Raw genomic sequence first — 22,405 nt, 5'->3', positions numbered from 1 at the left:
TAAAAACACCAAATTCTTTGTTTTGGGCAACAGTGTTTAATTCGCCAAATTCCATTCCAAAACGAATATCTGGTTTGTCGTTACCATATTTTGCCATGGAATCATCATACGTCATCCTAGGAAAAGAGGCAATATCAACCCCTTTAATTTCTTTTAATAGGTGTTTGGTAAGCCCTTCGAATACATTCAAAATATCCTCTTGTTCTACAAAGGCCATTTCACAATCTATTTGTGTAAATTCTGGTTGGCGATCTGCACGTAAATCTTCATCTCTAAAGCATTTTACAATTTGAAAGTATTTGTCCATACCCCCAACCATAAGCAATTGCTTAAATGTTTGTGGCGATTGCGGAAGTGCATAAAATTGCCCTTCATTCATTCTGCTAGGTACAACAAAATCACGAGCACCTTCGGGAGTAGATTTAATTAAATATGGAGTTTCTACTTCTATGAAGTCTGCGTCTGCAAGATACTTGCGTACCTCCATAGCTACCTTACTTCTGAAAATAAGGTTGTTTTTTACCGGATTTCTACGGATGTCTAAGTATCGATATTTCATACGAATATCTTCACCACCATCGGTTTCATCTTCAATAGTAAAAGGAGGTGTTTTAGATTCGTTTAGTACCGTAAGTTCTTTTACTAAAAGTTCAATATTTCCGGTAGGTATGTTTGCATTTTTAGAAGCCCTCTCTATTACTGTTCCTTTAACTTGAATTACAAATTCTCGACCTAAGCTTCTTGCTTGTTCTAGTAATGTTTTAGAAGTACGTTCCTCATCAAAAATAAGTTGTGTAATACCGTAGCGATCTCTTATGTCTATCCAAACTACAAAACCTTTATCTCTAGTTTTTTGAACCCATCCAGATAAAGTAATTTCTTCTCCTATATGGGTATCTCTTAATTCTCCACAAGTATAACTCCTATACATAACCGTTTTTGATTTTGTTGGCAAATTTAAGAAGTATCCGCAATTTAACAGGATTAAATACAACGGATTTTTTTGTTTTTGTAACGACTGATGGCGTGAGGTTTAAAAATTATAAATAACTAACAGTAAGCTAATTACGAGTTTAATGTAAATTTAATGTAAATTAAAGGTTACTATAAAGTTTTGCATATTATAAATATTGCTATATTTGTTATGTTATTGTAAATAAAATGTTGATTTAAATATATAATTATGAAAAGAGCAATCTTATTTTTAGCACTTATAGCCTCTGTCGGCATGTATGCACAAGATACTACACCTACTTATGAAGTAGAAGGAGAAATGGTAAAAGTAACGTACTACCATGAAAATGGTAAAATTTCTCAAACGGGTTTCTTTGTAAACGAGCAATTACAAGGAGAGTGGAGAATGTATAACGAAGAGGGCAAGAAAATTGCTATGGGGCAATATACTAATGGCGTAAAAATGGGAAAATGGTTTTTCTGGGAAGGAAAAAAGCTTAAAGAAGTAGATTTTACAGATAATAAGATTGCAAATATTACGCAATGGAATAATGCAGAGGCTGTTGTATTGAATAAATAAGTTTGATTTATAGGCCAGCGTTTTAAAAGACCATTACGAGTTGTTAAGAACAATCCAGAAAGTTACTACTTTTTGGATTTTTTGCTTTTATAAGCATTGGTTTATTTTAGAGAATTCACAAGAAGTAATAGTGCTCTTTAGAGTTGTTAATTATTTAAAAGATAAGATATCGTCTTATTCTATAGCAATTATTTGTTTTAATACTTTGACATGTATAGAGTATAGTTTCAAATTAGGTATATAAAAAAGGGGGTCAGATTATAAATATGACCCCTTTTTTACAATTAATAGTTGCTTAATTAAACAACAACTTTAGATTTATTATTAGATCTGCCGTTTCTTATTCTAACCTTGACTCTATAGATAAGATTAAAGAATATTGGTACAACGATTAATGTTAAGAAGGTGGCAATTAGTAAGCCGTAAATTACCGTCCATGCTAGTGGCCCCCAAAATATTACGTTATCTCCTCCAATATAAACTTTAGCATCGAGGTCATTCATTAAAGAAAAGAAATCTATATTAAGTCCTATTGCTAATGGTATTAAACCAAGAATGGTTGTAATTGCAGTTAATAGTACTGGGCGTAAACGCGCTTTTCCTCCTTTTACAATGGCTTCAAAAAGGTCTATGTTTTCTAAATATTCATCCTTGTCTAAATCTAATTCAATTTTTTTACGATCAATTAGTAATTGGGTGTAATCTAGTAGTACTACCCCGTTGTTAACAACAATACCTGCCAAGGATATAATCCCCATCATAGTCATCATAATAACAAACGCAGATCCAGAAATTACTAATCCTCCAAATACTCCAATTAAACTAAGGAATATGGCTAGCATTATAATAGAAGGATTACTTACCGAGTTAAATTGGAATATTAAAATAAAGAAAATTAACCCTAAACCGGTAAAGAAAGCTCCAACTAAGAATGCCATTTCTTTATTTTGTTCTTCAATTTGCCCCGTATAATCTATCTTAATATTACTTGGTAAATTTTTATAAGATTTCATTTCTTTTTGAATAACACCAACTATTGCTGCGGCATCAGTATATCCAGGGGATAGTGCAGAATACACAGTAACTACCCTGCGTGCATCTTTATGCTTAATAGCACTAAAACCAGAATTATTACCTTGTTTTGCTACTGCTGAAACAGGCACTTCTTTAATCTGACCAGAAGCCATGTCCCTAAAAGTTATTTTCTGGTTAAATAAAGCACTTTTATTATATCTGTTTTCTTCATTAAAACGAACGTAGATGTCATAGTCTTCTCCCTCTTCTTTGTAGGTTCCTGCTTTTGTTCCAAAGATAGAATTACGTAATTGGCTACCCACTTGGGATGCACTAACTCCTAATTCACCAGCTTTTTTACGGTCTACTTCAACGAGCATCGATGGTTTGTCTCTATTAACATCAATTTTTAATTCATCGATACCAGCAATATTCTTGGTATTAATAAAGTTTCGCATTTTTTCAGCTTCATGGATAAGTTCCGCATAATCATCGCCTTCAATCTCAATGTTTATAGGATTACCAACAGGTGGGCCATTAGCATCTTTTTCTACAGAAATTAAAACTCCTGGGTAAATGCCAACAAGTGCTTCTTGTACTTTTTGGCGTAATTCTTCACTATCTAAACCACGGCGATATTTAAATTCTCGCATGGAAGCAGTAATTTTACCTTTATGCGGCATTTCTGCAGAGGAACCGCCATCTGTATTTGGGTTTCCTGCTCCTTCTCCTACTTGAGAAACAGCACTTTCAACCATGAAATTATAGTCGCCATCCATATAAAGAGGGGCGTTTAAAACCTTATAGACTCTTTTTTCAATAGACTCTGTAATCTGATTGGTTTTTTCAATATCTGTCCCTTCTGGGTATTCTATGTATACAATAATCTGATTAGGCTTATTGTCTGGGAAAAATTCCACTTTAGTTCTTTGGGTACCTAAAGACCAGCCAAATGCCATGAAAGAGATTATTAATAGAGCAAATGTACTTACGGTTAAGATATAAGGAGTTAATCCGGTAAGTGCCCATCTTAGTGTTCTTTCATACATTCTCTCTAACCATGGAAGTGCTTTATTTTGGAAAGTATTAGCCCAATTTCTTAGGAATAGTCTATACATCCAAAGCATTACAGCAGTAAAAATCATCAATGTTCCAAGTCCTCTGTATGTGCCTCCGGTAAAAACAATAATTAGACCTATAGTAACCATTACTGCAGTTGTAATGATTATTTTTTTCATGGGCATGTCTACATCTTCCACACTCATAAATTGTGATACTAGTACCGAGTTAAAGAAAATTGCAACAAAAAGGGAAGATCCTAGTACGGTAGAAAGTGTTATGGGTAATAGAATCATAAATTCTCCCATTACTCCGGGCCATAATCCTAAAGGAATAAAGGCTGCGACAGTTGTTGCGGTAGAGATGATGATGGGGAAGGCAATTTCTCCGATACCTTTTTTGGCAGCTTCAACTCTTCCCATGCCTTCTTCATCCATAAGGCGATACACATTTTCAACCACTACAATACCGTTATCAACCAGCATACCTAGCCCCATAATTAATCCAAAAAGAATCATAACATTCAAGGTATACCCAAATGCATTTAAGATTAATATGGACATAAACATGGACATGGGTATCGCAAAACCAACAAACACAGCGTTTTTAAAACCTAAGAAGAACATTAATACCGTTACTACCAGTATTATTCCAAAGATGATGTTATTCACCAAATCGTCTACTTGTGTAATAGTTACAGAAGATTGGTCATTTGCGATAGTAATATGTAGATCTTTTGGGAATTCATTTTCTATTGCATCTTCGACAATATCGCGAACCTGAGAGGTAGCATCAATCATATTTTTACCAGCACGTTTTTTAACGTCTAGCATTACTACTCTATTTCCAAATTCTCTAGCGTAGGTAGTTCTATCTTTTTCTTTAAATGTTATAGTAGCTAAATCCTTAAGATATATAGGATTTTCATTCTCCGATTTAACTACAAAGTTTTCTAAATCTGCAGGGGTATCAATTTCGCCTAAAATTCGTATGGTTCTTCTTTGCCCACTTGTAATTAAATTTCCAGCAGACATGGTAACATTACCCCCAGCAATTGCATTTCTAATATCGTCAAAACTTACTTTGGCAGACATCATTTTATAAATGTCTACTTCTACAGCAACTTCTTTATCCTGGGCTCCACGGATGTCTACTTGCTTAATTTCTTGCAAGTTTTCAATTTCATCTTGCAAATATTCTCCGTATTCTTTTAACTTCTCAACAGGGTAATCTCCAGAAATGTTAATGTTTAGAATTGGCATTTCTTCAGACATGCTCAGCTCAAACACATTAGGTTCTACTTTGGCATCATTAAAAGTGGGCCAGTCTTCACTAGAAGTTTCTGTATCTATCTGATCTTTTACTTTTTGCTTTGCTTGGTCAACCGTTAGCCCTTCATCAAACTCAACAACAACTAAGGAATAATCTTCTTGTGAGGTAGATGTAGTTTCTACCACATTACTCACTGTTTTTAGTTTATCCTCTAATGGATCTGTAATTAGTTTTTCTATGTCTTCTGCTGTGTTTCCAGGAAAAACAGAGCTTACATAGATTTTGGTTTCATTTACTTCTGGGAAGTTTTCTCTTGGCATGCTATAAAAAGCAGATACACCTAGTATTAAAAATAGAATAATTAATACGTATATCGTAGTCTTATTTTCTATTGCCCAAGAAGAGAGTTTAAACTCTTTATGCATTATTTTATTTTTGCTCATGAGTTTTTTTTATGAATTAATTACTTCAACAGTTTGGCCATTCTTTACAGTTCTGGCGCCTTCTTGTATAATTTCTTCTCCAACTTCTATTCCACTTAAAACTTCAATAAGATCATCTTGAGTTTTGCCTGTTTTAATAATTACTCTAGTTGCTTCACCATGATTGTTTTCTTTGTTTTTAAGCACATAAATATACTGTTGTCCTTTGGCATTTTCAGAAATAATACTTTGCGGTATTAAAACAGCATTTTCACTGGTATAGTCATTAATTTTAAGCTTTGCTGTTAGGTTTGGCTTAATGGTTTTGTCTGGATTAGGAACATTAACTTCTATTTTAAAAGTACGGTTTGCAGGGTTAATATAACTGCCAACTTGTGCAACCTTAGTGGAGATTTCTTTATTTAAAACTGGAATATCTACAAGTACAGCTTTGTTTTTCTTAATGTTAGATATATGACTTTCGGGTACATCTGTTTCAATGTACATACGGTTTAAATTAACTAATAAAAAAAGAGGCGTTTGCCCAGCAGCCGTTACATTACCAGGTTCCGTAATTACATCATCAATGACTCCAGAAAAAGGAGCTTTTACTACTGTTTTAGCAAGTTGTTGTTGTAATTGATTAATGGCTTTGGATTGGGCATTGTAGTTAGATTTTGCTTGTAAAAAGTCCATTTCGCTACCTATTTTTTGTTCCCATAAGCGCTCTTGACGTTCAAAAGTTGTTTTAGCCAAATCTGCTTGTATTTGTAGTTGAGCAAGTTCTTGGCCTATTCCACCATCATCTAGTATAGCTAAGGTCTGCCCTTTACTTACGCGTTGTCCTTCTTTAACGGTAACGGTTTTAAGAATTCCACTCATTTCTGGAGTTATGGTAAGTAAGTTCTTTGTGGTAACATTACCTTGGAGTTCTACATAGTGGTTAAAAACTTCTTGTTTCGCTAAGAATGTAGATATTAAAGGAATTTTCTTTACTGTGTCTAACTCGGCCAATGCATCTTTAAGCATTTGCAAGTTTGCAGTTACTACTTCTTGTTCTTTTTCTATTGCTGCTTTCTTCTCTTTTATTTTGGCAATATTATTAGTACTTATTACGGATTCAACGGATTGTTCCTTACCACCGCAAGCGGACAATAATATAGCAAAAGCTGCTAGATAAATAATTCTTTTCATTTGGATTGATTTATATGTTGATGTTTTTTGATTAGGATTCGGCATTAAGAATAATTTCTAATTCGGTTTTCTTATTGATAACTTCTATCATAGATTGTAAATACTCTTGTTGGGTAGTATATAATTGTGTTTGGGCTTGTCTAAGCTCAAAGCTAGTTGCTAATCCTTCGAAATACTTAATCTGATTCTTTTTTTCAATGCGTTCCGCAAGGCCTAAATTATCTTTTGCTGTTTGGTATTGATCAATTGCTAAAATGTAATCGCTTTTAGCATTTTCTAATTGTAAGCGTATTTGTTGTTCTGCTTCTTTTAACTGTGTTTTTGCTTTCTCCAGAGCAATTTTAGCACGTTGGGTACTGGCGCTTCTTTTTAAGGAGCTGAAAATGGGAATGTTTAAATCGAAACCCAGAATAGAAGAGTCGAACCATTGTTGGTCGCTTTGCAGAAAGTTAAAATCATCTGCATAGCCAGTAGTACCATAGTTAACAAATGCATTTAAGGTTGGTAATGCTTTACTTTTAGCAAGTTTATGCTCGTAAAAACGTTGCTCATTTAAATTAGTGGCTAGTTTATAGTCAACATTATTTTCAATGGTAAGGTTAGACTCTAGTAAATCTAATTTAATTTGCTTTTGGGTTAATGCATCTAGGTTATCCTCTAGTTTCGTAGGAGCATCAATAGCAATCCCCATTACTAGGTTTAACATTTGTAAAGTAATGTCTTTTAATCTAACCGCATTTTTTAATTGATGGTCTATGGATGAAAGTGTAATTTGTAATTGTTCCACACTTTCTTCATCGGCTAATCCGTTTTCATATATTTTAGTGGTTTCCTCGAGGTTTTTTTCTAGAGTATTTTTGTTCTTTTCAAAAATAGAAACACTCTCGTTTGCAAGGAGTACATTACCATAGGCTTGGGTAACAGCCTTCCTAACTTCTAATCGGGTTTTTTCTTTGTTGTTAGCGCTGTAGCTTAAAAATACTTTGGAAGCTTGCACACCTACAATATAAGAGCCGTCGAAAATTTGTTGAGATAAGGTTGCTGTGGCAGAGGCAGTTTGTGCTTGTCCAAAAACTATGGGAATAAAAGTGCCAGCTTCTCCACCAGCAAATTCTCCTGGAATTAGAGATACAGGCTGCTTTAATTGGTTTTGGTAGCTAATTGCTCCACTAATTTGAGGTAAGCCACCAGCAATGGTTTCCCATTTTTGTTTTTGGGCATCGATAATATCTCTTTCTGCGTTAATTGCACTATAGTTATTTTTTAGAGCAAAAGAAACAGCTTCATCCAAAGTAAAACTGTTTGTTTTATCTTGGGAATAGCTTACGGATACATAAGCTAAGGTTAGTAATAGTAATAATTTAGTTCGCATTTAATTATGATTTGAATTGATGATTGTGTTTAATATTTTTCTTCCTTTTGGCGTTACTATACCTCTTAAATGGTATTCCAGGTATTCATCCATAAGGGTTCGGATAGGAAATATCTCTAAAGGGAAAAGTTGTTGGTCTTTTATATTGGTTATACCAGAAAAGTATATTCTGGAAACAAATTCAATATTCAGGTTTTCTCTATAAATACCAAGGTCTATTCCTCTTTTAATATTTATAACTACGCAATCTTGCATTACTTCAAAATGCTTTTGCCTAATGGTGTTGTGTATTTTAGGATAATATTTCTGTAATTGGTACTGTGGAGATGATTTTTCATCTTTTAAATGTAGTAGAACAAACTTTTTAATATCATAAAGTTCTTCAATAGGGTTCTTTTCTAAAGCACAAATGGAATCAATACCCTCAGATATATTACAAAACATATCCATGGTTACTTCTTGGACTAGTTCACTTTTATTCTTAAAATGGGAATAAATAGTCTTTTTGGAAATAGCTATTTCATTGGCCAAATCATCCATGGTAACACTTTTAAACCCTAGGTTTAAAAACATATCGGTAGCTTTCTTTAATATTAAATCTTTCATAAGAGACTGTGAAGATAGCACACGGAAACTTTAAAAACATTAAAAGTTTCCAAAGTTTTGTATTTATTTAACATTATTAGGATTTGCGTTTGGTATCCAGTTTTTATTCTTCTTCTTCAGGAGTTCGATTAATAAAGGAGTTAAAGGCATTTTCTCCTTCTTTTTTCCAGAATTGGTCATATTGCTTCCATTTGGAAAAATCTCCGCATTCTTTTTCATTTTTGTTGGAAAATGACTTTTCTTTTTCTTTCTTTTTGCTAGAGCTATTTCCACCAATGCATCCAAATAGTATTTTTGCTAAAGCAAAAAGGCCAATAGCTTGCCAATACCCTATGGTAGTTAAGCCAAATATTTCTGGCATAAGCCAATTCCATAACCACATAACTCCAAAACCAAGAAGGAGAGCAAAAGCTATTGCTGCTATAATACCAAATAGTACCCAGCCTACAATGGTTCCAATATTTTTACTTCTAATTTTATGTTTAATGTATTGTTCCATAATTTTTTATATTAAATGTGCTGTACGTTTTTGTTGCATTAATTTTTTTGCCAATATAGATAGTGCTCTATGTCTTCTAGACATAAGAGTGCCTTCTGGTATTCCTGTATCCCACGCAATTTCTTTATAACTATAGCCTTCAAAATCTATAGCTATAATTATACTTTGATACTCTGGTTTTAGGTCGCTAATTGCCTTTTTTAACTCTAATTTCATTTTGTCAGAATATATTTCAGTTGAATTTTCATAAATGAGTTCAGAGAATTCTAGAAGTTTTAATTCTGTTTTTTCTTCAAATGACAAATTGTTTTTTTTGGTTCGTAACGTATCTATAATTTTATTTTTCACCGCATTATATACAAAGCCAGTAACATTGGTAATGGGAGAGGCATTTTTGGATCTTGAGAAGATTTTTAGAGCAACTTCTTGTATAATATCTTCTGCACCTCTGTCTGCTGTATCTTTAATTTTAGAATGTACATAGGCTTTTAACGAAGGATATTCGTTATAAAAAAATAGCTTAAGCCTTTTGTCATTATCTGTATCGGGCATTGTATCTTTTTGGTTTAACAACCAGCATGCAACTATAAAGACGAGGTTTTTTAAAACTATTGCATTTTTTTTAATTTTTTTAGAAAATTTCATTCTTTTTAAGTCCTATGAATTTGTTTGGAGGTCATTTGGTAAAATGGATGTATTTTTGAAAAAAAATTGCAAACATGCATTCTGTAGATTATTTCCGCACTCATTTTGTTACGTATTTAGAAGAGAAAATTTTTACCAAAGAGCCTAAAAATCTCTATGACCCCATTACTTATATTTTAGAGTTGGGAGGAAAGCGGTTAAGACCTGTTCTAACTCTGATGACTGCCGAAATTTTTAATACAGATTTTACCAAAGCTTTGGATGCAGCATTAGCCATTGAAGTTTTTCATAATTTCTCTTTGGTGCATGATGATATTATGGACGATGCTCCTTTACGTAGAGGAATGCCTTCTGTTCATGAAAAATGGAACATAAATACGGGAATACTTTCTGGAGATGCAATGCTTATAAATGCATATCAGCTTTTTGAAAATTATGAGAGTGAAACGTTTAGGGCGTTAGCACAATTATTTACTAAGACAGCCATAGAAGTTTGTGAGGGTCAACAGTACGATATGGATTTTGAAACCAGAGACGATGTTACTATTCCAGAGTACTTAAAAATGATTGATTATAAAACTGCAGTTTTAGTTGGTGCAGCCATGAAAATGGGGGGTATAATTGCTAAAGCTTCGCAAGAAGACCAGAATAGAATTTATGATTTCGGTAGAAATCTTGGTATCGCTTTTCAATTGCAAGATGATTATTTAGATGCCTTTGGTAATCCAGAAACTTTTGGGAAACAAGTAGGAGGAGATATTATAGAAAACAAAAAAACATACTTGTATTTAAGGGCTTTAGAATTGGGTACAAAATCGCAAGTAAGAGAGTTAACAGATTTATATTCTATACAACCTAATGATGTTACCCACAAAATAGACACGGTAAAAGAAGTGTTTATGGATACAGGTGCTGTTACAGATGCTAAATCGGCAATATCGGAGTATACACAAAAGGCATTTAAAGTTCTAGAAGAGCTCAATATTCCTACGGAAAATAAAAAAGTTCTTAGAGAATTTGGAGAAGGCTTAATGCAAAGAGAAGTTTAATTTTTTCCCGTTATTGTTTTTAAAGAATGTAGTGGCTTCAATGACTTCTGCACCACTAGTTTTTGCTATTATCCAAACAATTGCAAATATAATTGGTTCTATAGTTAAAGGCGATTTGAGTGGCGATAGAACTGGCATAATTGTTTTCATATCTAGTAGTATAATTGGATTTAGCTTAGTCAATGTAATATCATACTTAATCTCATCAAAAAAAGAGTTTTTATATTATTGGACAAATTGCCAATATTTTAATCTTGATTGGCTCAATGATTTTGGAAAACTATAATTGGCTATATTATTCCGTAATTTTAGTCGGATTATATTTCATTATCAATCCAGAATCATTATTAAAAAAGTCCTGATTAAGAAACTTTAGAATTATGAATATTATCAAATTGGAATTATTTGAAAGCAACTTGACGTGACAAATACTACTGTCAACAGAACTAAAATTAATACGGTGATTGGTACTAAATCCCAAGTTTTGCGTAATTTTATAAGGTCGCCGAATCTATTGTATTTAGCTTTGGAACAAAAAAGAAAAAGCAAAACAATAAGCTTCGGCTTAGTGCGAAGTCGGAAACGAAAAGTTTCCTTACTTCCCCACTATACTTAGCTCAGGCGTTATTATATAGTTCTTAGTTTAAGATGTACCGAACTCCTAAGAAACCTCTAATACCTTGATTTGGCCCATATACATAAGCTGGGTCAAAAGTTAAGCCATAAGGGTTGTTAGCCGTTGGGATAGCATCACCATTGGTATTAAACGTTACGTCTTTATCAAAGGGGTCATTGGATCGTGCTATTATAAAAGGATTACCACGGTTTGGAGTCCAGTTTAAAAGATTTTTAATGCCACTATAGATTTCCATTTTTGGTAACCCTTTAAAGGTGAATTGAATATTTTGTATACTCCAAACAGGGGAATACTCACTTCTAGGGTCTAGTTCTCCTAATATGGGTAAACGCATTGGACCGTATATATTACCTGTATAGTCTATATTTAATTTGATAGGTTTTATTTCATAAGAAATACCCCAAGTACCAGAATAACTTTCGGTTAATATTTGTCTTTCTGTTACGCCATTTCTGGTATTGCTAACATTCATAAATGTGGCTCCCAAAAGAAGTTTTAGATGGTTAGGGAAAACAATATCTACGTTGGCACTTATCCCTTTAGAAACCGATTTTCCGTCTAGGTTGTCGTATATTATTTGGTTAGGATTGGTGTCGTAGTCTGGTAAGATAATATTGTTAAAATGGGTGTAAAAAAGAGAAGCATCTAAACTTGCAAAAGTTCCATTGTCACTATAGAATTTTTGAAGGTAGTTTAAATTAGCGTTTACGGATTTCTCAGGTTTTAGTTCATTGGCAACTATAACTTCTCTAGACCCTGTTAAAGAAGCATGTTCTTCTGTAAATAAATTCACCACTCTAAATCCAGTACCAGCGTTTAATCGTAGAATTCCATTGTTGGAAACTTTCCATTTATAAGCAGTTCTGGGGGTAAAAATGGAGCCATGTCTTTCATCATAATCATACCTAGCACCTAATAGTAAAGAATGTTTTTTATTGAACTTAATTTCATCTTGTACAAATAAACTTGGAATAATTATTTCATCAGGATTATTTTCTGCGTTATTTGCTGTTGCTGAAGTGTTATCATCGTAATAATTATAACGTAGCGAAGTTCCAAAAAGTAAATCGTGTTTCCCTATTGGCTTATCCCAAGTAAGTTGTGCAAAGCCAATTCTTTGATCTGCTAAATAAGGAATGTCTCCATAAAAAGAATCTTGATGATGGTCATTATAAGAAAATGAAAAAAGAACTTTTTCTTCTATTGGGAGTTGGTATTTACCTAGTATTTCCCATCTAGTTGTTTCGATACTTTCTCCATAAATATCTGTTCCACCTCTAAACTCTGGTGTCCATTGCATTTCACCGCCCCAACGATTTTCAAGAAAAAAACGCCCTGCTAGTGATAAAATTTTATTTTCTTTCCGTTTAAAATTCCATTTTTGAAATACAGAAATACGTTCTTGTAAGGTTAAGTCGGTGAAATTATCGTTATTATTATCTATAGGATTATCATAGTTAAAATAGTTAACCCCTAATAAGGCATCAGCTTTCTTACCTGCTTTTATTTTTGTTCCTATATCTAGATTATATTCTCCCCAACCTGTGGCGAAAGCATCTGCAAAAAATATAGGTGCATCTTCGGTACGTTTTGTAATAATATTTATTAAACCACCAACGGCTTCACTTCCATATAAACTAGAAGCTGGTCCTTTTACAATTTCAATTTGTTCAATAAGGGAATTTGGTATTCCAGAAAGACCATAAACCGTTCCTAGTCCACTAACAATAGGCATTCCATCAATTAAAACTAAAGTATATGGGCCTTCTAAACCATTAATATGTATGTCTCCAGTATTACAGACATTGCAATTTATTTGTGGACGAACGCCATTTACGTTTTGCAAAGCCTCAAAAATGCTTGCAGTTGGGTTCTTTTTTAAAAATGTAGGGCTATAAACTTCCACGGGTACAGGGCTCTCTAATCTTTTAACGGGTTTTAGGGTTCCTGTTACAACGGTTTCCTCTAGTTGCTCAGAAGAAGCTTTTAGTTCAATGGAAAAGGTTTTATTTTCATTTTCTTTAATTGCTATTTTTTGAAAATAGGGCAAGTAGCCTAGTACGGATACGTATAAAGTATAGCTTCCTGGGGTAATGTTTTTTATAGTAAAATTACCATTTTCATCACTTGCAGTGCCTTTTAAAGTGCCCTTTAAAAGAATATTAGCAAAGGCTACTGGGGTATTGTTTTCGGATACAATTCCTTTTATTTGCGATTCTTGAGCATTTAAAATTTGGCAACTGTATAGAAATACAATGCTAATAAGGAACGATTTGAGGATATGATTCATAAATATTTATGTTTGCAAAAATTAAAATTTAGACAAAACTAAATATTTGTTTTTAATAATAAAAATGTATTTTTGTTTTAAATGAAAATTTAATGACGCTTTCAGAGGAAGACTATATTAAAATAATATACCATTTAGGAAAGGGAGAATCGGGTAGTGTTTCTACAAATTCTATTGCAGCGAGGATGGAAACAAAACCATCTTCGGTTACCGATATGATTAAGAAATTGTCGGAAAAAGGTCTTGTGAATTATAAAAAATACCAAGGAGTAACTCTTTCGGAATATGGTTTAAAGATAGCCTTGTCTATAGTAAGAAAACATAGATTGTGGGAGGTGTTTTTGGTAGAGAAATTAGAATTTTCTTGGGATGAGGTGCATGAAGTAGCAGAGCAATTAGAGCATATAAAAAGTGAGAAGCTTGTAGATATGCTAGATAAACATTTGGGATACCCGCAAATTGACCCGCATGGGGATCCAATACCTTCTAAAAATGGAGAATTTAAAAAGTCGATTAAGAGATTGTTAAATGAAGTACCTATAGGAAAAGAAGGTATTTGTGTTGGAGTAAAAGACTCTTCACCTCCGTTTTTAAAATTTCTAGACAAAAATAACATTGCTTTGGGGGATACAATATTGATTGTTGATAAAGAAGAGTTTGATGGCTCTTTACATATAAAAATTAGAGATATAGATATTCATATATCGGATCAAATAGCATCTAACTTATATTTAAGAATTATAGAATAATGATGGAACAAGTAGTAACATATTTAGGATCTATAGATCCCATATTAGCAGCATTCTATGCCACAATATTTACGTGGGCATTAACGGCAGCAGGAGCGGCCTTAGTTTTTCTCTTCAAAACTTTAAACAGAGCAGTTTTAGATGGTATGCTCGGTTTTACTGGTGGCGTAATGGTGGCGGCTAGTTTTTGGAGTCTCTTAGCGCCAGGAATAGAAATGAGTCCGGGAGAAGGTTTTGTAAAAGTTATACCAGCTGCAGTTGGATTTTTATTAGGAGCTCTGTTTCTTTTTGGATTAGACAAAGTATTGCCTCATTTACATATTAATTTTAAAGAAAGCGAAAAAGAAGGCATAAAAACGCCATGGCATAGATCTATATTACTAACTCTTGCCATAACCTTACATAATATTCCAGAGGGTTTAGCTGTAGGAGTTTTATTTGGAGGAGTTGCAGCTGGTTTTGATGGTGCTTCGATTGGTGGAGCCGTGGCATTAGCTTTGGGTATTGGGCTCCAGAATTTTCCAGAAGGTTTCGCAGTAGCAATGCCATTAAGAAGACAAGGATTAAGTAGAACTAGAAGCTTTATGTTTGGACAGGCGTCTGCCTTAGTAGAACCTGTAGCAGCAGTTATTGGCGCTTGGGCGGTACTTACTTTTCAACCTATTTTACCATATGCACTTTCTTTTGCAGCAGGCGCTATGATTTTTGTTGTAGTAGAAGAAGTTATTCCTGAAACACAACAAGATAAATATACCGATATTGCTGTAATGGGCTTTATCGGCGGTTTTATTGTGATGATGACCCTAGATGTTGGTTTGGGATAGAGGGTAAAAAATTAATGACTATGACCACCGCCTTCTTCACTTATTAAATTAAAAGCTCCTTTAGTGAGGAATTGAGAATCCTCGGTTAAATTTTTATTAGGTTTTATAGCCGTGTATCCATTACTGGTGTCTCCTTTGTTTACTTCTATCATTTTAAAATGATAAGAATCGGTTTGGGGCATTAACCGAAGGACAAAATATTTGCCATCTTGTTCAATAATACTATCTTCTGGAAGACCCATTTCTTTGGTGGTGCTAGTAATGATATTAGCATCTAAAAACATTCCAGTTAAAAAATTATTTTCGGATTCATCTTCCATATGACCGTGCACTGTAATAGTTCTATTTGCATTAATAGATTTGCCTATCAGGTGTACTTTGGCTTTAAAAACCTCTTTAGAAGCTTCGGGTATTTTAAAAAGAATTTCTTGGCCTTTTTTAATTTTTAAGATGTCTTTTTCATACACCGTGAGTTCTACATGGAGGTGTTCGTTATTTATTATTTCTAAAATAGCAGCAGCAGCAGAGACATAGGTGCCTTTAGTAACATTCATTTTAGTAACACTACCACTAATAGGAGCGTAAACAGATGCTACTGTAGTAATTATTCCTTTGTCTACATTAGAAGATGAAATGTTTAGCATACTAAGCTGTTTTCTAAAACCATTGTATTTAGCTTTTGCAGTTTTGTATTCACTTTCCGTTTTTAAGTAGTTTTTTTGTGATGTAATATTTTCTGCAAAGAGAATTTTATGGCGGTCATACTCGGATTTTAAATAAGTTAACTGCTCTTTAATTTCTAAGTATTCTTGCTGTAGAGTTATAAATTCTGGATTTTCAATAGTAACTAATGACTGTCCTTTTGTTACTTGGTCACCAACTAATAAAGGTGTAGATTTTATGTACCCGCCCATGGTAGCACTAACAACAGCTTTGTTCTCTGGGGGAACATCTATCATACCGCTAGTGGTAATAGTTTCAGGAAAAGGTTGTTTTGTTAACTTGCCTATTTCCATTTTGGCGTTATTAAATTGCTCTTTGGTAATTTCAAGAATTTTGTCTCTATGTTCCTCGTTTTCTATCGACGAACTTTTTTCAGAAGTTTTTGAGGTTGTATTTTTTTCCGAATTTCCACAACCACTTAAAGTGAAAATTAAAAGTAAACTGTATAGAGAGTATGTATATAATTTCATAATAGTGTATTAAAGAGATAAATAATTAAGAGTAATAACGGTTTGGTTATACTGATTCAGTTTATTTAAATATTCTAGGGTTATGGTATAAGAATTTTCTATGCTTTGTATGTATTGAAAAAAATCAATTTCACCATTTTTAAAACTTAGGCTGGCTGTTTTTAATATTTCAGTAGCTAATACTTTTCCTTCGGTTTCATAATAATCTAAGGCTTTTTGTTGTGTATGGTATTTTACCATTAAGTTGTTTTGTAACCCTTTTAGTTCCTTTTGGTATTGTTGTGATTCTGCCTCGGCAATAGACGCTCCGATTTTCGATGCTTTTATTTTGGAGGACTGCCCATTGAAAAATAAAGGTATTTTTAGTCCTATGGAATATCCTTTTAAAGAACCTTTTAAATTAGGAGCGGTACCTTGAAAATAATCCAAACTAATATCTGGTAGTAATTGCTGTTTTTCATACCGGTTCTTGGCTTGGAAAAGCATTATTCTACTTTCATAAAATTTAGACTCTATGTTAGAATTAGAGACGGGTAGATTTAACCTTAATTTAGATAAAGAAACAGTAGCCAAATAAATACTGTCCTTAGGCTGTATAATTTTAATTAGATTGTTGTAGGCTATGGAAACTTCTTGTTCTGCCTGTTCTAGCTTAAGTTCTATTTGTTTTTGCTTAGAAAGGGAAGTTATTTTTTCTAAATAATTGGTTTCGCCAAGCTCAAACCTTCTTTGTGCCATGGCAGAAAAATTGGTGTATAAACTATCTAGTTTTCTATAAATAGATTTTTTTTCTTTTTCATAGAGCAATGCTTGGTAGCTAGAAGTTATTTGTTGTATAAGACGTTTTTTCTGAATACTATATTGAATAGATTCTGAATCAGATGCCGCTTTATTCCATTTTTTTTGAGCAAAATAAAGAGTAGGGAAGAGGAAGTCTTGTTGTACTCCAAAAATCCTTAAAGCTTCATTATTACTTGCTAAATTGTTCTCATCGTATGCATAATATACTTGAGTTTTATCAAAATTAAAAGCTGTTCCTATAAGTGCATTTGCTTGCTCTTTTTTAAGAGCAAAAGATTGGAGTTCTGCATTGTTTTCTAACCCTAGGCTTATAAGTTTATCCATGTCTTTTTCTTGCGATATTCCAGATTTAGGAAAAAGAAAAAAGCATAGAAGTAACAGGGTGCCAATAGAAGAAATTTTAGAAGAGTTTACCTTATTATTTTTCGGTCCATTGAAATAGGCGAAAAGCACGGGCAATACTACTAGAGTCAATATGGTAGCCGTTATTAAACCACCAATTACTACGGTAGCTAATGGACGTTGTACTTCTGCTCCAGCATTGGTAGAGATGGCCATCGGTAGAAACCCGAATGCTGCTGCTAGGGCAGTTAATAAAACAGCCCTTAATCTGTCTTTTGTACCTTGTTTTACTAATGCCTCCATGCTTTCGAATTTTTGCTTTTTTAGTTCTTTAAAATGTTCAATTAATACTATTCCGTTTAATACAGCAATACCAAATAGAGCTATAAAACCTACACCTGCCGATATACTAAAAGGTAAATCTCTTATCCAAAGTAGGAGTACACCGCCAACAGCTGAAAGGGGAATGGCAGAATAGATGATTAAAGCTTCTTTTGCAGATTTAAATGCAAAATATAGAAGCACAAAAATTAAGATTAATGCTACCGGAACGGCTAATAGTAATCTGGAAGTTGCACTTTGTAAATTTTGGAATTGGCCACCATAGGTTATGTTGTATCCTACAGGGAGTTTAATTTTTTCTTTTACAATAAGTTGCACATCGTCGACAACGGATTGCAAGTCTCTATCTCTAACATTTATACCTACTACTATTCTTCTTCGTGTATCATCCCTAGAGATTTTGGCAGCGCCTTTTTCGTAGGTGATACTTGCCAACTCATTTAAGGGGGTTTTACCCCCATTAGGAAGATCAACATAGAGGTTTTTAAGATTAGTAATGCTTTTTCTATTTTGTTTTTCTAGACGAACTACAAGATCAAACCTTTTCTCTCCTTCATAGACATTACCAACTATACGACCAGCAAAACCCATGGATACCATTTCGTTTAGATCTTTTATATTTAATCCGTAACGAGCAATTTTAGCCCGATCATATTTTACCTTCATTTGTGGAAGGCCAATAATTTTTTCTACGGAGATATCTGCTGCGCCTTCTACATTTTCTATTAAAGATTTAAGCTCATTTCCTTTTTGGCTAAGAACATTTAAATCTTCTCCAAAGATTTTAATAGCAATATCTGCTCTAACACCTGTTATAAGTTCATTGAACCGCATTTCTATAGGTTGCGTAAATTCTACTTCCATACCAGGAAGGATTGCCAGTGCTTCTTTAAATTTATTTGCTAACTCATCTTTGGAGCTAGCTGAGGTCCACTCTTTTTTAGGTTTAAGTGTTATGATTACATCACTTTCTTCCATAGACATGGGATCCGTAGGAACTTCAGCAGCGCCTATTCTAGAGACCACTTGTTTTACTTCAGGAAAATTATTTAATAGTATTTTTTCTATTTGGGTTGTGGTTTCTACAGTCTTGCTTAGAGAGGTTCCTGTTTTAAGAACAGGCTGAATTACAAAATCGCCTTCATCTAGAGTAGGAACAAATTCTCCGCCCATGGATGAAAAAAGAATAATAGTCATAACTAATAGTGCAGAAGCAATACCTAAAACAGTTTTTTTCTTATTTAATGCCCAGTCAATTATTGGGGCGTATATTTTATAAACCCAATTCATTAGCCTAATAGAAGGATTTTTAGAATTGATATTTGTTGGTTTTAAGAAGATGGAAGCAGCAACAGGAACGTAGGTAAAACAGAAAATCATGGCGCCGATTAAAGCAAAACTAAAGGTTAATGCCATTGGTTTAAACATTTTCCCTTCCACACCAGTTAGAGAAAGTATAGGAATAAAGACTATTAAAATGATAAGCTGTCCGAAAATGGCAGAATTCATCATCTTGGAGGAGCTGTTTAAGGTGATTTCATCTTTAACCTTTTGTAGATTATCCTTAGATAATAGTTCTAATTCTTCTTTTTTGGAGGTTATTTGGAAGGCAATAAATTCTACTATTATTACTGCGCCATCTATGATTATTCCAAAATCTATAGCGCCTAAACTCATTAAATTGGCATCGACTCCAAAGATGTACATTAAGGATAAAGCAAAAAGTAAACATAATGGAATAACAGATGCTACAACCAAACCAGAACGTAAGTTCCCTAATAAAAGAACTACCACAAAAATTACGATGAGACAACCAAGAATTAGGTTTTCGGTTACGGTAAAGGTTGTTTTTGCAATAAGTTCGCTTCTGTCTAAGAAAGCATTGATGTAAACACCTTCTGGTAAAGAACTAGAAATAGATTCTACTCTTTCTTTTACAGCATCAATCACTTTTTTGGAGTTTGCATCTTTAAGCATCATTACTTGGCCAAGAACTTTTTCTCCTTCTCCATTTCCTGTAATAGCTCCAAAACGATTGGCACTTCCAAAACCTACGGTGGCAACGTCTTTAACGTAAACTGGAAGTCCATTTTTAGATGTAATAACTATGTTTTTTATATCCTCTAAATTGGTAATTAAACCTTCAGCTCGTATAAAATAGGCTTGATTTGTTTTTTCAATATAACCACCTCCTGCAATACTATTATTAGTTTCTAGTGCTGTAAAAATATTTTGCGTTGTAATACCCATAGCATTTAGTTTCTGCGTATTAATTGCTACTTCGTATTGTTTTAGAAAACCACCCCAAGTATTTACTTCAACAACACCAGGGATTCCAGAAAGCTGCCTTTTAACAACCCAATCTTGTATGGTTCTTAAATCGGAAGCATCATATTTATCTTCATAACCGGGTTTAACATCTAAAATATATTGGTATATTTCTCCTAAGCCTGTAGTTATAGGGCCCATTTCTGGAGTTCCAAACCCTTCCGGGATTTTTTCGGAAGCCGATTTTATTTTTTCCGCAAGAAGCTGTCTAGGTAAAAAAGTGCCCATATTATCTTTAAAGACAACAGTAACGACAGAAAGGCCAAATTTAGATATAGAACGTATTTCTTCTACGCCTGGTAAATTGGCCATTTCTAATTCTACAGGATATGTAATAAACTGTTCCATATCTTGGGTAGATAAGTTTCGGGAAGTGGTTATTACCTGTACCTGATTATTGGTAACATCGGGTACCGCACCAATAGAGATTTGGGTTAAGGAATAGAAACCAAAACTTATTACAAAAACCGTAAATAACAGAATAATAAGCTTATTCTTAAGGCTAAAACTAATAATGTGTGAAAGCATAATTCATAAAATAATCATGAGACAATACACGCCCTAAAGAAGGGTTGTGCAATTAAAAAAAAGATTATGTTATGCCTGTCTGGGAGGTTGTAAGAGACCCTCTTTTTTATATATAGAATGAGAATCTATATAATGGTAGTTTGTGGTTTTGTATTCTTGTTCTAAAAAAGAGGGAGTGTTATAGTTACTACTATACGTAATTACAAAAACAGATAATGAAGGGGCATGTGCCGCATGTTGAAAAGGTAATTCTTCGTGTTCTTTTTTTTCTCCGTGACTGGTTTTATCGTGTTCCGCTTTTAGCTCCCCATAATGTTTAGATAAAAACACTAGAAAATTATCCCCATATTCATTTGCATGAAACTCGGCGTGCTCTATTAATTCGTCCATTTCCATTAGCTCAACAAAACTAAATTGAAAACTCTGAATTAAAATGAGTAAAGAAGTTACTATAGAAACTAGTTTTATCATATAATATAGAGTAAAGATAGAATTTTTTAGAGTTGTAAGAGAAAATTAACATAACGTTGTGTATTATCTGCAACTTGCAGGTGGTGTTTTATGTAAGCGCCATATACTTCTACTATAAATATGCGCTATATTTGTTGCAGTTTATAAACTATAAATAAGATGGGTTTTATAAAGTTATTTTTGTTTTTATTTTTTTTGAATACTGGTTGTGAGAATAATAAAGGCACAAGCACAACGGATTTAGAACAAAATGCTATTCCTCGGCTAGAGAGTAGAGACTTTAGAGAAGATATGCGCTCTTTTGTAATTGGTTTAAGTAAACACGCTAAAGGAGTAAATCCAGATTTTTCTATAATACCCCAAAACGGAATTGAATTAGTAACAGAAACAGGTACAGCAGATGGAGCTCCAAGTGAAAGTTACTTGGAGGCTATAGATGGGAATGGACAAGAAAACTTGTTTTATGGCTATAAAAAAGATAATGTAGCAACAACACAGGAGGTAACAGATTATAATGTAAGCTTATTGCAAGTGTCTCAAAATTATAATAATTCTATTTTTGTGATTGATTACTGCTCCTCAAGCAAAAAAATAACGAATTCCTATGAGCAAAATTATGCCCTAAATTTTACACCTTTTGTAGCAACAGAAAGAGATTTAACATTAATACCCCCAACGCCTACAACTTTTAATAAATTGAGTAGTCGGGATGTGTCTTCACTGAGTGATGCAGAGAATTTTTTATTTATTCTTAATTACGAAGATTATGATACTAAAAATGACTTATTAACCGAAATAGGAAATTCTAATTACGATGTGGTTTTTTTAGATATGTTTTTTAATGATGGAACGCCATTTTCAAGACTTTCTATTGAAGAGCTAAAAACCAAACCCGATGGAGGGCAAAGATTGGTTATGTGCTACATGTCTATAGGCGAAGCAGAGGACTATAGATATTATTGGAATAGTGATTGGAAGACTAATGCCCCAGTTTGGTTAGATAAAGAGAATAAAAATTGGGAAGGAAATTATAAAGTTCGCTATTGGGAAAAAGACTGGCAAAATGTTATTTATGGAAGTGAAGACGCTTACCTAGATAAGATTCTTTCTACGGGGTTTGATGGTGTTTATCTAGATATTATAGACGCCTTTGAGTATTTTGAGAACTATGATGAATAGAGTGTTTTATCGATAAGGGTAATGTATATGCCTTTTGTAGATTAATTCCCATGCT

At 33.4% G+C, this 22,405-nt stretch carries 17 protein-coding genes; 5 read left to right on the top strand and 12 right to left on the bottom strand.

Annotated features, from left to right (window positions below):
- The coding region (aspS, locus tag QZZ51_RS01090; RefSeq protein WP_291864686.1) for an aspartate--tRNA ligase at positions 1 to 931 on the bottom strand (931 nt) is incomplete at its 3' end.
- 252 nt (positions 932 to 1,183) lie between these two features.
- Here aspS and QZZ51_RS01085 point away from each other — a divergent pair.
- Complete coding sequence (locus QZZ51_RS01085) at positions 1,184 to 1,534, top strand: nicotinic acid mononucleotide adenyltransferase (RefSeq protein WP_291864675.1); 351 nt, start codon at positions 1,184 to 1,186, stop codon at positions 1,532 to 1,534.
- A 299-nt stretch (positions 1,535 to 1,833) separates the two neighbouring features.
- Here QZZ51_RS01085 and QZZ51_RS01080 read toward each other — a convergent pair whose 3' ends face one another.
- The 6 genes from QZZ51_RS01080 to QZZ51_RS01055 form a co-directional block, all read right to left on the bottom strand.
- Positions 1,834 to 5,322 carry an efflux RND transporter permease subunit gene (locus QZZ51_RS01080; protein WP_291864673.1) on the bottom strand — a complete coding sequence of 1,163 codons (3,489 nt, stop codon included), beginning with the start codon at positions 5,320 to 5,322 and terminating at the stop codon, positions 1,834 to 1,836.
- Positions 5,323 to 5,331: 9 nt separating this feature from the next.
- Entirely contained in the window at positions 5,332 to 6,495 is a 1,164-nt protein-coding gene (locus QZZ51_RS01075; RefSeq protein ID WP_291864670.1) for an efflux RND transporter periplasmic adaptor subunit, read from the bottom strand.
- A 31-nt stretch (positions 6,496 to 6,526) separates the two neighbouring features.
- On the bottom strand, positions 6,527 to 7,867 hold the full coding sequence (locus QZZ51_RS01070) for a TolC family protein (protein ID WP_291864668.1): 1,341 nt from the start codon (positions 7,865 to 7,867) through the stop codon (positions 6,527 to 6,529).
- On the bottom strand, positions 7,868 to 8,473 hold the full coding sequence (locus tag QZZ51_RS01065) for a TetR/AcrR family transcriptional regulator (RefSeq protein ID WP_291864667.1): 606 nt from the start codon (positions 8,471 to 8,473) through the stop codon (positions 7,868 to 7,870).
- 103 nt (positions 8,474 to 8,576) lie between these two features.
- The gene (locus QZZ51_RS01060) at positions 8,577 to 8,972 is read right to left on the bottom strand and encodes a hypothetical protein (RefSeq protein WP_291864665.1); all 396 of its coding nucleotides are present in this window, start codon (positions 8,970 to 8,972) and stop codon (positions 8,577 to 8,579) included.
- A gap of 6 nt (positions 8,973 to 8,978) precedes the next feature.
- Positions 8,979 to 9,617: an RNA polymerase sigma factor gene (locus QZZ51_RS01055; protein ID WP_291864662.1), complete on the bottom strand. Its 639-nt coding sequence runs from the start codon at positions 9,615 to 9,617 to the stop codon at positions 8,979 to 8,981.
- Positions 9,618 to 9,691: 74 nt separating this feature from the next.
- Between QZZ51_RS01055 and QZZ51_RS01050 the strand changes: the two genes are divergently transcribed.
- Positions 9,692 to 10,666 (top strand): polyprenyl synthetase family protein, encoded by a 975-nt coding sequence (locus tag QZZ51_RS01050; protein ID WP_291864659.1) that lies wholly within the window; start codon positions 9,692 to 9,694, stop codon positions 10,664 to 10,666.
- Here the strand turns inward: QZZ51_RS01050 and QZZ51_RS01045 are convergent.
- Together QZZ51_RS01045 and QZZ51_RS01040 are read right to left on the bottom strand one after the other, a co-directional pair.
- Positions 10,646 to 10,816 (bottom strand): hypothetical protein, encoded by a 171-nt coding sequence (locus QZZ51_RS01045; protein ID WP_291864656.1) that lies wholly within the window; start codon positions 10,814 to 10,816, stop codon positions 10,646 to 10,648. The two genes, QZZ51_RS01050 and QZZ51_RS01045, sit on opposite strands and share 21 nt — an antisense overlap.
- A 488-nt stretch (positions 10,817 to 11,304) precedes the next feature.
- Positions 11,305 to 13,593, bottom strand: coding sequence for a TonB-dependent receptor (locus QZZ51_RS01040; RefSeq protein WP_291864653.1), 2,289 nt, complete (start codon positions 13,591 to 13,593; stop codon positions 11,305 to 11,307).
- 92 nt (positions 13,594 to 13,685) lie between these two features.
- Here QZZ51_RS01040 and QZZ51_RS01035 point away from each other — a divergent pair, with 92 nt between their 5' ends.
- Both QZZ51_RS01035 and QZZ51_RS01030 read left to right on the top strand, forming a co-directional pair.
- A complete protein-coding gene (locus QZZ51_RS01035; RefSeq protein ID WP_291864652.1) occupies positions 13,686 to 14,342 on the top strand; it encodes a metal-dependent transcriptional regulator in 657 nt (218 codons plus the stop codon).
- 2 nt (positions 14,343 to 14,344) lie between these two features.
- Entirely contained in the window at positions 14,345 to 15,166 is an 822-nt protein-coding gene (locus QZZ51_RS01030; RefSeq protein ID WP_291864683.1) for a ZIP family metal transporter, read from the top strand.
- A gap of 11 nt (positions 15,167 to 15,177) precedes the next feature.
- Here the strand turns inward: QZZ51_RS01030 and QZZ51_RS01025 are convergent, their stop codons facing one another.
- From QZZ51_RS01025 to QZZ51_RS01015, 3 genes are all read right to left on the bottom strand, one after another.
- The gene (locus tag QZZ51_RS01025; RefSeq protein WP_291864650.1) at positions 15,178 to 16,359 is read right to left on the bottom strand and encodes an efflux RND transporter periplasmic adaptor subunit; all 1,182 of its coding nucleotides are present in this window, start codon (positions 16,357 to 16,359) and stop codon (positions 15,178 to 15,180) included.
- A 9-nt stretch (positions 16,360 to 16,368) separates the two neighbouring features.
- Positions 16,369 to 20,700, bottom strand: coding sequence for a CusA/CzcA family heavy metal efflux RND transporter (locus tag QZZ51_RS01020; RefSeq protein WP_291864647.1), 4,332 nt, complete (start codon positions 20,698 to 20,700; stop codon positions 16,369 to 16,371).
- A gap of 69 nt (positions 20,701 to 20,769) precedes the next feature.
- The gene (locus tag QZZ51_RS01015) at positions 20,770 to 21,171 is read right to left on the bottom strand and encodes a hypothetical protein (RefSeq protein ID WP_291864644.1); all 402 of its coding nucleotides are present in this window, start codon (positions 21,169 to 21,171) and stop codon (positions 20,770 to 20,772) included.
- A gap of 180 nt (positions 21,172 to 21,351) precedes the next feature.
- Between QZZ51_RS01015 and QZZ51_RS01010 the strand changes: the two genes are divergently transcribed.
- Positions 21,352 to 22,350 carry an endo alpha-1,4 polygalactosaminidase gene (locus tag QZZ51_RS01010; RefSeq protein WP_291864641.1) on the top strand — a complete coding sequence of 333 codons (999 nt, stop codon included), beginning with the start codon at positions 21,352 to 21,354 and terminating at the stop codon, positions 22,348 to 22,350.
- Positions 22,351 to 22,405 lie beyond the last annotated feature (55 nt).

The sequence above is a fragment of the Maribacter sp. genome (genome assembly GCF_016744255.1).
Lineage (GTDB): Bacteria > Bacteroidota > Bacteroidia > Flavobacteriales > Flavobacteriaceae > Maribacter_B.
This window is presented reverse-complemented; position numbering and strand designations above follow the sequence as displayed.

Bases quoted from the DNA above. Each gene is read 5' to 3' on its own strand.
- QZZ51_RS01085 (WP_291864675.1), top strand. From the start codon at position 1,184: ATGAAAAGAGCAATCTTATTTTTAGCACTTATAGCCTCTGTCGGCATG.
- QZZ51_RS01080 (WP_291864673.1), bottom strand. From the start codon at position 5,322: ATGAGCAAAAATAAAATAATGCATAAAGAGTTTAAACTCTCTTCTTGG.
- QZZ51_RS01075 (WP_291864670.1), bottom strand. From the start codon at position 6,495: ATGAAAAGAATTATTTATCTAGCAGCTTTTGCTATATTATTGTCCGCT.
- QZZ51_RS01070 (WP_291864668.1), bottom strand. From the start codon at position 7,867: ATGCGAACTAAATTATTACTATTACTAACCTTAGCTTATGTATCCGTA.
- QZZ51_RS01065 (WP_291864667.1), bottom strand. From the start codon at position 8,473: ATGAAAGATTTAATATTAAAGAAAGCTACCGATATGTTTTTAAACCTA.
- QZZ51_RS01060 (WP_291864665.1), bottom strand. From the start codon at position 8,972: ATGGAACAATACATTAAACATAAAATTAGAAGTAAAAATATTGGAACC.
- QZZ51_RS01055 (WP_291864662.1), bottom strand. From the start codon at position 9,617: ATGAAATTTTCTAAAAAAATTAAAAAAAATGCAATAGTTTTAAAAAAC.
- QZZ51_RS01050 (WP_291864659.1), top strand. From the start codon at position 9,692: ATGCATTCTGTAGATTATTTCCGCACTCATTTTGTTACGTATTTAGAA.
- QZZ51_RS01045 (WP_291864656.1), bottom strand. From the start codon at position 10,816: ATGAAAACAATTATGCCAGTTCTATCGCCACTCAAATCGCCTTTAACT.
- QZZ51_RS01040 (WP_291864653.1), bottom strand. From the start codon at position 13,593: ATGAATCATATCCTCAAATCGTTCCTTATTAGCATTGTATTTCTATAC.
- QZZ51_RS01035 (WP_291864652.1), top strand. From the start codon at position 13,686: ATGACGCTTTCAGAGGAAGACTATATTAAAATAATATACCATTTAGGA.
- QZZ51_RS01030 (WP_291864683.1), top strand. From the start codon at position 14,345: ATGGAACAAGTAGTAACATATTTAGGATCTATAGATCCCATATTAGCA.
- QZZ51_RS01025 (WP_291864650.1), bottom strand. From the start codon at position 16,359: ATGAAATTATATACATACTCTCTATACAGTTTACTTTTAATTTTCACT.
- QZZ51_RS01020 (WP_291864647.1), bottom strand. From the start codon at position 20,700: ATGCTTTCACACATTATTAGTTTTAGCCTTAAGAATAAGCTTATTATT.
- QZZ51_RS01015 (WP_291864644.1), bottom strand. From the start codon at position 21,171: ATGATAAAACTAGTTTCTATAGTAACTTCTTTACTCATTTTAATTCAG.